The sequence below is a fragment of the Xanthomonas euroxanthea genome, from assembly GCF_903989455.1.
In the GTDB taxonomy this organism is placed as follows: Bacteria; Pseudomonadota; Gammaproteobacteria; order Xanthomonadales; family Xanthomonadaceae; genus Xanthomonas; species Xanthomonas euroxanthea.
This window is the reverse complement of record NZ_LR861803.1, coordinates 1,851,727-1,863,629: the sequence shown is the minus strand read 5'-3', so window position 1 is coordinate 1,863,629 and position 11,903 is coordinate 1,851,727. Positions and strand designations below refer to the sequence as shown.

Annotated in this window: 8 protein-coding genes; all 8 read left to right on the top strand. The window is 67.1% G+C overall.

The genetic code is table 11. The features are described 5' to 3' along the window. Positions 1-343: 343 nt before the first annotated feature. The 8 genes from H7A86_RS07975 to H7A86_RS07940 all read left to right on the top strand — a co-directional run bounded on the left by H7A86_RS07975 (position 344) and on the right by H7A86_RS07940 (position 11,859). Positions 344-1,822 (top strand): ribosomal protein uL16 3-hydroxylase, encoded by a 1,479-nt coding sequence (locus H7A86_RS07975; protein ID WP_180708135.1) that lies wholly within the window; start codon positions 344-346, stop codon positions 1,820-1,822. Then, positions 1,819-2,742, top strand: a complete 924-nt coding sequence (locus tag H7A86_RS07970; RefSeq protein ID WP_119132276.1) for a GNAT family N-acetyltransferase — start codon at positions 1,819-1,821, stop codon at positions 2,740-2,742. Before H7A86_RS07975 ends, H7A86_RS07970 begins: the two co-directional genes overlap by 4 nt. Before the next feature lie 180 nt (positions 2,743-2,922). Beyond that, on the top strand, positions 2,923-5,751 hold the full coding sequence (locus H7A86_RS07965; protein ID WP_119132277.1) for a 2-oxoglutarate dehydrogenase E1 component: 2,829 nt from the start codon (positions 2,923-2,925) through the stop codon (positions 5,749-5,751). Positions 5,752-5,793: 42 nt separating this feature from the next. Beyond that, complete coding sequence (sucB, locus tag H7A86_RS07960) at positions 5,794-7,008, top strand: dihydrolipoyllysine-residue succinyltransferase (protein WP_104582743.1); 1,215 nt, start codon at positions 5,794-5,796, stop codon at positions 7,006-7,008. 145 nt (positions 7,009-7,153) lie between these two features. Further along, the gene (gene lpdA, locus H7A86_RS07955) at positions 7,154-8,590 is read left to right on the top strand and encodes a dihydrolipoyl dehydrogenase (RefSeq protein ID WP_104648394.1); all 1,437 of its coding nucleotides are present in this window, start codon (positions 7,154-7,156) and stop codon (positions 8,588-8,590) included. Positions 8,591-8,743: 153 nt separating this feature from the next. Next, positions 8,744-9,337, top strand: a complete 594-nt coding sequence (locus H7A86_RS07950) for an LOG family protein (RefSeq protein ID WP_104648393.1) — start codon at positions 8,744-8,746, stop codon at positions 9,335-9,337. A gap of 153 nt (positions 9,338-9,490) precedes the next feature. Then, positions 9,491-10,093: an IMPACT family protein gene (locus H7A86_RS07945; protein ID WP_164739029.1), complete on the top strand. Its 603-nt coding sequence runs from the start codon at positions 9,491-9,493 to the stop codon at positions 10,091-10,093. Next, a complete protein-coding gene (locus tag H7A86_RS07940) occupies positions 10,090-11,859 on the top strand; it encodes an ABC transporter transmembrane domain-containing protein (RefSeq protein ID WP_104648392.1) in 1,770 nt (589 codons plus the stop codon). Before H7A86_RS07945 ends, H7A86_RS07940 begins: the two co-directional genes overlap by 4 nt. Positions 11,860-11,903 lie beyond the last annotated feature (44 nt).

Sequence of the window (11,903 nt, the reverse complement as noted above, 5' to 3'; positions counted from 1 at the left end):
ACTGCTGTCCGTGTCCCTGCTGGCATCGGTCGCCTGCGGGAGACAGGCCGCTGCCGCTTCCACCGCTGCCGCGTCGCAAGCGCTGGCAGGCGTGTCGACCACACGGTTGGGTCGGTGCCTTCGCCCAGCGACAGCCAGCTCGCCATCCACTGACCCGCCGATGCCGGCATCCACCGTGCATGCCGGCCACGCATGGCAGGCACAGGTGCACTGAAATCACCGCCACACCCGCCAGCAAGGCATCGCATGGCGGGCTGGGCGACAATAAGCCACTCCGCCGGCCGCACAGCGCCGGCCCTCCTGTCGGACCCGTGACACCATGAAAAAGACCGCCGCAAAAAAGATCGCCGCCAGGAAAGGCGCGCCGCTGCCCTTCGAGGTCCACGCCACCGGCGACCAGCCCCTGGGCATGCCGGTCGAGCGCTTCCTGCGCAACTACTGGCACAAGCACCCGCTGCTGATCCGCAACGCGTTTGCGGACTTCCAGTCCCCGCTGCAGCCCGAAGACCTGGCCGGCCTGGCCTGCGAAGACGGCGTGCTGGCACGCCTGATCAGCCACGACCGCGCCACCGACGGCTGGGACGTACGCACCGGCCCGTTCCAGGAAACCGACTTCCCCGGCCTGCCCGACCATGACTGGACCCTGCTGGTACAGGACGTGGACAAGTGGGACGCCGACGTGCGCGCGCTGCTGGAACAGTTCCGCTTCCTGCCACGCTGGCGCATCGACGACATCATGATCAGCTTCGCCGCCACCGGCGGCTCGGTCGGCGCGCATGTCGACCATTACGATGTCTTCCTGCTGCAGGGCCAGGGCCACCGCCGCTGGCAGATCGACGCACGCGCGCAACAGGGCCGCAAGGCCGCGCCGCTGGCGTTCCGCGACGATGTCGAGCTCAAGCTGCTGCGCGACTTCAAGCCCACCCACGACTGGGTGCTGGGCCCGGGCGACATGCTGTACCTGCCGCCGCTGGTGCCGCACCACGGCGTGGCCGAAGACGCCTGCCTGACCTTCTCCATCGGCACCCGCGCGCCGTCGTCGGCCGAGCTGATCGGCGACTATCTGGATACGCTGATCGCCGATGCCGACGAGGCCGTGCGCTATCACGACGAAGACCTCAAGGTGCCGGCCGACCCGTACGAGATCGACGTCACCGCGATGAACCGCGTGGTCGAAGCGCTCAATGCCCTGCGCATGAACGACCCGGATCGGCTGGGCGACTGGTTCGGCCGCTTCATGACCACCTACCGCGCCTCCGGCGACGTGCTGCCGGCCCCCGAACCGATCCCGCGCGAGGCGGTCGAGCAGGCCCTGGAGGAAGGCGTGCTGCTGCACCGTCACCCCTGGTCGCGGCTGGCCTGGCGGCGCGCCAAGCGTGGCGCCACCCTGTTCTGCAGCGGCCTGGAGTTCGCGCTGTCGGCCAAGGACGCCGCGCGCCTGGCCGCGGCCGAAGAGATCGACGGCACGCTGTATGCGCAGTTTTCCAACCGTGGCCGCGAGGTGGTGCTTGAGCTGCTGGCGCAGGGCCACTACCAGCGCGCCCACGAGGACGCGGAGGACGACATCCAGGACATCGACGACGACCAGGCCCATGGCCTGAGCCTGTCGGCCGACCAGGACGACGCCGAGGCCGACGCGCCGGATGCGGACGACGAGATCGACGCGGAGGCCGACGTCGAGCAGGTCGCCGATACCGCCGACGGCCCGGCCCAGGCTGATGAGGACGAACCAGCTGCCGACGCCGACCTGGACGACGACAGCGAGCTCGCCGACGACGCGGCAACGGACGCTGGCGACGACGGGGCCGACAACCGCGCATGAGCCCCCAGGCCGGCCCGCGGATCGTCTCGCTGGACCCGGCGTCCGACGCCGCGGCCCTGCGTGCGCTGCGCCTGGCCTGCGGCAGCGGCGACAGCGGCGCTGCTGACTGGGACGCACTGGACCCGCTCAGCCTGCACCTGGCCCTGCGCAGCGAGGACGGCCAGCTGATCGGCTCGGTGCGGCTGACCGCGGATCTGCGCATCGACAGGCTCGGCATCCTGCCGGGCTGGCGCCGCCGCGGCCTGGCCGACCAGTTGCTCGCAGCCGCCGTCGCCACCGCGCAACAACGCGGCTGGCCCGGCGTACGGGCCCGCGTCAACGCAGATGCCGGGGCGGTGTTCGCACGCCTGGGCTTCCTGCCGGACACCTCTTCCGACCCGCATCCCGATCGCGCCGCAACGGCGGGCGATCGGCCTGACGGGCCGTTGCACCGCCGTCTCGACGGCCCGATGGCGGTGGACGACCTGCGCGCGGCGCAGGCCGCTACCACCGGCCTGCTGTGCGCCGCACGCCGCCAGGTCCTGATCTATACGCGGGCACTGGATCCGCCGCTGTTCGACAACGCCGCAGTGCTCGATGCGCTGCGCCGCTTCGCCACCGCCCGCCACGACAAGCGCGTGCAGGTGCTGGTGCAGGACACCGCCATTGCCGGCGCCAGCAGCAGCGCGCTGCTGCGGCTGGCCCAGCGCCTGCCCAGCGTGTTCCGCTTCCGCGCGGTCAGCGATCCGGTCGACAGCAGCTATGCGTCGGCCTATGTGGTGGGCGATGACGCCTACTACTTTCGTCCAACAGGCCATCGCTTCGACGATGGTGAAACCTGGCTGTCGGGCGCGGCGCGCAGCCGCCAGCTGGAGCGCGAATTCGCGCAGATATGGGAGCGCAGCGCGCTGTGGAACGAACCGCGCGCACTCGGCATCTGAGACCGCAGCGCCTTTCGCGCCTGGGCGCCAGGCGGCCGCACCTACCCGCTCGGTCAGCTTGCAGACGCCCCCTCACTGGCGCAAGGGGGTATAATTTTTCGAGATTTGAGACCGACCGATGGGGCATCTCGCCCTGCCGCTTCCGCACAATCATCCCCACAGCAGACCCGACTTACCATCGTGGATAATCTCCTAAAGCAGTTCGCACAGTCATCGCAGCTCGCCGGCGGCAACGCCGCCTATATCGAGGATCTGTACGAGCAGTACCTCGTCGCCCCGGACAGTGTCGACCCGAAGTGGAAGAGCTATTTCGATGGCTTCAAGGGTCGCGATGCCGGTGATGTGCCGCACTCGGCGGCCATTGCCCACATCCTCGCCGCCTCCAAACAGGCCGCCAATGCCGGAACCGGCGCAGGCGCCAGTGACGAGCGCGAGCGCAACGTCGGCCGCCTGATCACCGCCTATCGTGCGCGTGGTCACCTTGGCGCGCAGCTCGACCCGCTCGGCCTGACCCCGCCGGTCAACCCGCCCGATCTGGACCTGCCGTTCCACAGCCTGTCGCAGGCGGATATGGACAGTGAGTTCAGCACCGGCGGCGTCGGCGGCCAGCCGCGCATGAAGCTGAAGGATCTGCTGACCCGCCTGAAGGCGACCTACGCCAGCACCATCGGCGCAGAGTTCATGCACATCCAGGAATTCGACCAGCGCCAGTGGATCTACAAGCGCCTGGAAGATGCCGGCGGCAAGATCGCCGGCGACGCGGCCAGCCGCAAGCGCACGCTGGAGCGGCTCACCGCTGCCGAAGGCCTGGAGCGCTACCTGCACACCAAGTACGTCGGCCAGAAGCGCTTCTCGCTGGAAGGCGGCGACGCGCTGATCCCGATGATGGACGAGATCATTCGCCAGTCCGGCAACGATCAGGTCAAGGACATCGTGATCGGCATGGCCCACCGCGGCCGTCTCAACGTGCTGGTCAATACGCTGGGCAAGAACCCGCGCAAGCTGTTCGACGAGTTCGAAGGCAAGTTCGAGCACGCCCACGACGACCGCGCGCACACCGGCGACGTCAAGTACCACATGGGCTTCTCGGCCGACATCGCGGTCGGTGGCGACAAGCAGGTGCATCTGGCACTGGCCTTCAATCCCTCGCACCTGGAAATCGTCGACCCGGTCGTGGTCGGCAGCGTGCGGTCGCGCCAGGAACGCTTCGGCGATGCCGAGCGCAAGACCGTGCTGCCGATCCTGATCCACGGCGATGCCGCATTCGCCGGCCAGGGCGTGGTGATGGAGCTGTTCCAGATGTCGCAGGCGCGCGGTTTCGCGGTCGGCGGCACCGTGCACATCGTGGTCAACAACCAGATCGGCTTCACCACCAGCGCCCGCGACGACGCCCGTTCCACGCTGTACTGCACGGACGTGGCCAAGATGATCGGCGCACCGGTCTTCCACGTGAACGGCGACGACCCGGATGCGGTGATGTTCGTGTCCAAGCTGGCCTACGAATTCCGCCAGCAGTTCAAGAAGGACGTGGTCATCGACCTGGTCTGCTACCGCCGTTGGGGCCATAACGAGGCCGACGAGCCGGCAGCGACCCAGCCGGTGATGTACCAGACCATCCGCAAGCACAAGACCACCCGCGAGCTGTACGCCGCCAAGCTGGAAAGCGACGGCGTGCTGAGCGCCGACGAGGCCAAGGCGCTGGTCGACGGCTACCGCAACAAGCTCGATTCGGGCGAATACACCACCGAACTGGCGACGCGCAAGCCGGACGAATTCGCCATCGACTGGTCCAAGTACCTGGTCGGCACCGCTGCCGATCCGGTCGATACCCGCGTCAAGCGCGAGCAGCTGGATCGTCTGGCCAAGCTGATCACCACGATCCCGGAAGGCGTGGAGCTGCATGCCCGCGTGGCCAAGATCTACGAAGACCGCGTCAAGATGTCCGCCGGCGACCAGGCCGGCGACTGGGGCTTTGCCGAGAACCTGGCCTACGCCACCTTGCTGGCCGAAGGCCACAAGCTGCGCCTGGTCGGCCAGGACGCCGGTCGCGGCACGTTCTTCCACCGTCACGCGATCCTGCATGACCAGAAGACCGACAGCTACTACTTGCCGCTGCGCCAACTGGTGCAGAACCCCGAGGACGCCACCATCATCGACTCGCTGCTCAGCGAAGAAGCAGTGATGGGCTTCGAGTACGGCTACTCCACCACCGACCCGAATGCACTGTGCATCTGGGAAGCCCAGTTCGGCGATTTCGCCAACGGCGCGCAGGTGGTGATCGACCAGTTCATCGCCGCCGGCGAAGCCAAGTGGGGCCGCATCGCGGGCCTGTCGCTGTTCCTGCCGCACGGCTACGAAGGCCAGGGCCCGGAGCACAGCTCCGCGCGTCTGGAGCGCTTCCTGCAGCTGTGCGCGTTGGAGAACATGCTGGTCTGCGTGCCGACCACCCCGGCGCAGTGCTTCCACATGATCCGCCGGCAGATGCGCATGACCACCCGCAAGCCGCTGGTGGTGATGACGCCCAAGTCGCTGCTGCGCCATAAGCTGGCGGTGTCGAGCCTGGAAGAACTGGCGGAAGGCGAGTTCCAGCATCTGATCCCCGACGCCAAGGCCGATGCCGGCAAGGTCAAGCGCGTGGTGCTGTGCTCGGGCAAGGTCTATTACGACCTGCTCGAAGACCAGACCAAGCGTGGCCAGGACGACGTCGCCATCCTGCGCGTGGAGCAGCTGTATCCGTTCCCGCGTGCGCAGCTGGCCGCCGAGCTCAAGGCCTATGCCAACGCCACCGACGTGGTGTGGTGCCAGGAAGAACCGCAGAACCAGGGTGCGTGGTACCAGATCCGCCACCACCTGAACTTCTGCCTGGCCAGCGGCCAGAGCCTGCATTACGCCGGCCGTGCCCGTTCGCCCTCGCCTGCCGCCGGCCATATGGCCGACCACATCGTCGAACAGCAGAAGCTGGTCGCCGATGCGCTACTCAATCCGTTCAACGACCAAGTCGCTGAATAACTCCTCTTCCCCAAAGAACGAAAACCCTAGGACGCTCCCCGAATGGCCACCGAAGTCAAAGTTCCGGTACTGCCCGAATCCGTTTCCGACGCCACCATCGCCAGCTGGCACAAGAAGGCCGGTGAAGCGGTCAAGCGCGACGAGAATCTGGTCGACCTGGAAACCGACAAGGTCGTGTTGGAAGTTCCTTCGCCGGTCGACGGCGTGCTGAAGGAAATCAAGTTCGAAGCCGGCAGCACCGTCACCAGCAACCAGATCCTGGCGATCATCGAGGAAGGCGCCGTGGCTGCGGCCGCACCGGCCGAGGAGAAGAAGGCCGATGCACCGGCACCTGCCGCTGCTGCACCGGCCGCCGCGCCGGCCCCGGCTGCCGCCGCGGCGCCTGCTGCTGCCTCCAAGTCGGCTGCCGATGCCCTGCCCCCGGGTGCGCGTTTTTCCGCGATCACCCAGGGCGTGGATCCGGCCCAGGTCGAAGGCACCGGCCGTCGTGGCGCGGTGACCAAGGAAGACATCGTCAACTTCGCCAAGGCCGGCGGCGTGGGCAAGGCGTCCGGCGCCCGTCCGGAAGAGCGCGTGCCGATGACCCGCGTGCGCAAGACCATCGCCAAGCGCCTGATGGAGTCCAAGAACTCCACCGCGATGCTGACCACCTTCAACGAAGTGAACCTGGCCAAGGTGTCGGCCGCACGCAAGGAACTGCAGGACGAGTTCCAGAAGGCGCACGGCATCAAGCTCGGCTTCATGAGCTTCTTCGTCAAGGCCGCCGCCAACGCGCTGCAGCGCTTCCCGCTGGTCAACGCCTCGATCGACGGCGACGACATCATCTATCACGGCTACAGCGATATCTCGATCGCGGTGTCCACCGACAAGGGCCTGGTCACGCCGGTGCTGCGTAACGTCGAGCGCCAGTCGTTCGCCGATGTCGAGCAGGGCATCGCCGACTACGCCGCCAAGGCGCGCGCCGGCAAGCTGGGCCTGGACGACCTGCAGGGCGGCACGTTCACCATCACCAACGGCGGCACCTTCGGCTCGCTGCTGTCCACCCCGATCATCAACCCGCCGCAGAGCGCCATCCTGGGCATGCACGCGATCAAGGAACGTCCGATCGCCGAGAACGGCCAAGTCGTGATCGCGCCGATGATGTACCTGGCGCTGTCCTACGACCACCGCATCATCGACGGCAAGGATTCGGTGCAGTTCCTGGTCGACATCAAGAATCAGCTGGAAAACCCGGGCCGGATGTTGTTCGGTCTGTAAGAGCCGGGAATCGGGAATGGAGATTGGGGAATGGGCAAGCACCCGTCGACCGCTCCATTCCCGCCTTGACTCGGATGGGACGCGAGCGGCGCATGCGCTGTTGCGATTCCCCATTCCCTACTCCCCATTCCCGTGAGCAAATGAAATGAGCGAACAATTCGACGTCGTCGTCATCGGTGCCGGTCCGGCCGGTTATCACGCTGCGATTCGCGCGGCCCAGCTGGGCATGAAGGTCGCCTGCATCGACGCGGCCATCGGCAAGGATGGCAAGCCTGCACTGGGCGGCACCTGCCTGCGCGTGGGCTGCATTCCGTCCAAGGCGCTGCTGGATTCCTCGCGCCAGTTCTGGAACATGGGCCACCTGTTCGGCGACCACGGCATCAGCTTCAACGACGCCAAGATGGACGTGCCCACCATGATCAGCCGCAAGGACAAGATCGTGAAGCAGTTCACCGGCGGCATCGCGATGCTGTTCAAGGCGAACAAGATCACCCCGTTTTACGGCTTCGGCCAGCTGCTGCCGGGCAACATCGTCAAGGTCGCCCAGCACGAAGGCGGCGAGATCGAGCTCAAGGGCACCAACGTAATCCTGGCGCCGGGTTCGGAATCGATCGAGCTGCCGTTCGCCAAGTTCGAAGGCGACACCATCGTCGACAACGTCGGCGGCCTGGATTTCACCGCCGTTCCCAAGCGTCTGGCAGTGATCGGCGCCGGCGTGATCGGCCTGGAGCTGGGCAGCGTGTGGAAGCGCCTGGGCGCCGAGGTCACCATCCTCGAGGCACTGCCGGACTTCCTGGCGCTGGCTGATGCCGAAGTGGCCAAGACCGCGCTGAAGGAATTCAAGAAGCAGGGTCTGGACATCAAGCTCGGTGCCAAGGTCAGCAAGACCGAGATCACCGGCAGCGGCGATGCCAAGCAGGTGGTGGTCAGCTACACCGACGCTGCCGGCGAGCAGACCCTGACCGTGGACAAGTTGCTGGTGGCCGTGGGCCGCAAGGCCGCGACCAAGAACCTGCTGGCCGAGGGCACCGGCGTCAAGCTCAACGAGCGTGGCCAGATCGAAGTGGACGGGCATTGCCACACCGGCGTCGATGGCGTGTGGGCGATCGGCGACTGCGTGCGCGGCCCGATGCTGGCGCACAAGGGCTTCGAGGAAGGCATCGCGGTGGCCGAGCTGATCGCCGGCCTGCCCGGCCACGTCAACTTCGACACCATCCCGTGGGTCATCTACACCGAGCCGGAGATTGCCTGGGTCGGCAAGACCGAGCAGCAGCTCAAGGCCGAAGGCGTCGCCTACAAGGCCGGCAGCTTCCCGTTCGCGGCGATCGGCCGTGCGGTGGCCATGGGCGAGCCGGCCGGCTTCGTCAAGGTCATCGCCGACGCCGAGACCGACCGTGTGCTGGGCATGCACCTGGTCGGCGTGGGCGTGTCCGAGCTGGTGCACGAAGGCGTGCTGACGATGGAATTCAACGGCTCGGCCGACGACCTGGCACGCATCTGCCACGCGCACCCGACGCTGTCCGAGGCGGTTCACGATGCCGCAATGGCAGTGAGCAAGCGCGCGATTCATAAGGCTAACTAAGCCGGGAATCGGGAGTGGGGAATCGGGAATCGTAGAAGCATTCCCATTACCTCACTCCTCATGCTGACGCCGGACTTAGGTCCGGCGTCATGCGTTCTGGCTTCCGCTGTGCTTCGACACATTCCCTATTCCCAACTCCCGATTCCCGTTCCCATGAAAAGCATCTGCGTCTACTGCGGCTCCAATGCCGGCAACAAACCCGCCTACGCCGAGCGTGCCACTGCGTTGGGGCAGCGCATCGCCGCGCAGGGACTGCGGTTGGTGTATGGCGGGGGCAATGTGGGTCTGATGGGCACCGTGGCCAATGCGGTGCTGGCAGCCGGTGGCGAGGTGACCGGGGTGATTCCGCAGCAGCTGGCCGATTGGGAAGTGGCGCACCGTGGGCTGACCACGCTGGAAATCGTCGGCTCCATGCATGCGCGCAAGATGCGCATGTTCGAGCTGTCCGATGCGTTCGTCGCCCTGCCCGGCGGCTTCGGCACCATGGAAGAGATCTTCGAGATGCTGACCTGGCGGCAGCTGGGCATCGGCAACAAGCCCTGTGCGTTCCTGGATATCGAAGGCTTCTACGCGCCGCTGATCGGCATGATCGACCGAATGGTGGAAGAACGCTTCCTGCATCCGGACCAGCGCACCGACCTGTGGTACGGCGCCGACATCGAGCAGATGCTGGAGTGGATGCAGCACTACACGCCGGCGCAGGCCTCCAAGTGGATCGACGAGAAGCGCCGCTCCACCCTGGTGTAAAACGGCAGCGCCTGCGCTAACCGCACCCCCGGGGACTGCGCGCGCCCATCGCGCGCCCAGCCCGTCTCAATGCATCATCGAACACCCTCGATCTGCCGGCTTGCAACGGCAGTCACGACGGCCGCAGCGTCCGGCACGACCGGCTCGCATAGAATGGCGACGATGCTCGATACCCTCGCCGCTGACGCGCACCACAGCCTGGACATCAAGCACAGTCGCTTTGTGGCCAATGCTGCGGCACTGGACTCTCCCGCGCAGGCGCTGGAGATCGTGCAGCGCGTGTCCGTCGCCGATGCCACCCACAATTGCTGGGCCTATCGCTACGGGCAGGACTACCGGTCCAGCGACGATGGCGAGCCCAGCGGCACCGCCGGGCGGCCAATCCTCGCGGCCATCGATGGCCAGGGCTACGACCGCGTGGTCGTGGTGGTCACCCGTTGGTATGGCGGCATCAAGCTCGGTGCCGGCGGGCTGGTGCGTGCCTACGGCGGCACCGCAGCCGAATGCCTGCGGTTGGCGACGCGACAGCCGTTGATTGCGTTGTCGCTGCTTGATCTGCAGTGTCAGTTCGACGACCTGGGCCTGGTGCATGCTGCCTTGAGCGCCTTCCGCGCCGACAAGCTGGATGAACGTTTCGACGCGCAGGGCGCCGCGCTGCGCGTGCAACTGCCTGCCGATCAACTGGCCAGCTTGAAAACACGCCTGTGCGACGCCACTCGCAACCGTGTCCATCTCTCATCACCGGAAGCCGCATGAACCAGCCAGCCGCCGCCAGGCCCAACCCATTGCGGAAGCTTGGCAGCCTGCGCACCTTGTGGCCGTTCGTGCAGCGCCAGCGTGGCCTGTTCGCCGCCTGGCTGATCGCACTGGCCATTTCCTCGGCCGCCACATTGAGCCTGCCGGCGGCAGTCAAGCAGATGATCGACCATGGGTTTTCCGGCGGCTCGCAGATCAACCACGCCTTCGCGCTGCTGTTCGCCGTGGCGGTGGTGCTGGCGGTGGCAACGGCCGCGCGCTTCTATTTCGTCGCGCTGCTGGGCGAAAAGGTGGTCGCCGATCTGCGCGGCCGCCTGTATGCGCATCTGATCGGGCTGGACGCCGGCTTTCATGATCGCAGCCGCAGTGGCGAGCTGGTCTCGCGGCTGTCGGCCGACAGCGAGCTGCTGCGCGGGGTGATCGGCACCACCATGTCGGTGGCGCTGCGCAGCTCGGTCACGGTGATCGGCAGCATGGTGATGCTGTTCGTCACCAGCCCGCGGCTGGCCGGCTTCACCCTGATCGGCATTCCGCTGGCGGTGCTGCCGATCGTGCTGGGCGCACGCCGCCTGCAGAAGATCTCGCGCGCCAGCCAGGACCGCGTGGCCGATGCCAACACGCTGGCGGCCGAAACGCTGGGCGCGGTGCGCACCGTGCAGGCGCATGCGCGCGAGCGCTACGAGAGCCAGCGTTTCAGCCAGGCCCTGTTCGCCGCAATCGATACCGCACGGCTGCGCATCCGTACCCAGGCCATGGTCACTGCGGTGGCGATCATGCTGATCTTCGGCGCCATCGTCGGTGTGCTGTGGCTGGGCGCGCACGATGTGATCGCCGGACGCATGACGCCCGGCACGCTGGGACAGTTCGTGCTGTACGCACTGATCGGTGGCGGCTCGGTGGGTGCGCTGGCCGAGGTCTGGAACGAGTTGCAGCGCGCGGCCGGCGGCATGGGCCGGGTCGGCGAATTGCTCGACGAGCAACCGGCGATCGTCGCGCCGGCCACGCCGCAGCCCTTGCCGCAGCCGCTGCGTGGTGCGATCCATTTCGACCAGGTGGTGTTTCATTATCCGCAGCGCCCCGATGCGCCGGCGCTGGACGGCTTCGACCTGCATGTCCATCCGGGCGAAACCGTGGCGCTGGTCGGGCCCTCCGGTGCCGGCAAGAGCACGGTGCTGGCGATGTTGCTGCGCTTCCACGACCCGGTCAGCGGCAGACTGCGCATCGACGAGGTGGACCTGCGCCAGACCGACCCGGTGCTGCTGCGCGAACGGATTGCATTGGTGCCGCAGCAACCCACGTTGTTTGCCGCCAGCGCCGCCGACAACATCCGCTACGGGCGCCTGGACGCCAGCGACGCGGAGGTGCAAGCCGCCGCGGCGGCCGCCGAGGCCGATGGGTTCATCCGCGCCCTGCCGCAGGGCTACGCCAGCGAACTCGGCGAACGCGGCACGCGCCTGTCGGGCGGCCAGCAACAGCGTGTGGCGATCGCGCGCGCCCTGCTCAAGGACGCGCCGATCCTGCTGCTGGACGAGGCCACCAGCGCGCTGGATGCGCAGAGCGAACGCGCGGTGCAGCAGGCGCTGGACCGCTTGATGGAAGGCCGCACCACGCTGGTCATCGCCCATCGCCTGGCCACCGTGCTCAAGGCCGACCGCATCGTGGTGATGGAGGCCGGCCGCATCGTCGCGCAGGGCACGCATGCGCAATTGATCGCCGAAGGCGGCCTGTACGCCGAACTGGCGCGGCTGCAGTTCATCGATCAGTGACGCCTGGGTGACACCGGCATGTGCTGTCATGCCGGGGTGTCCGC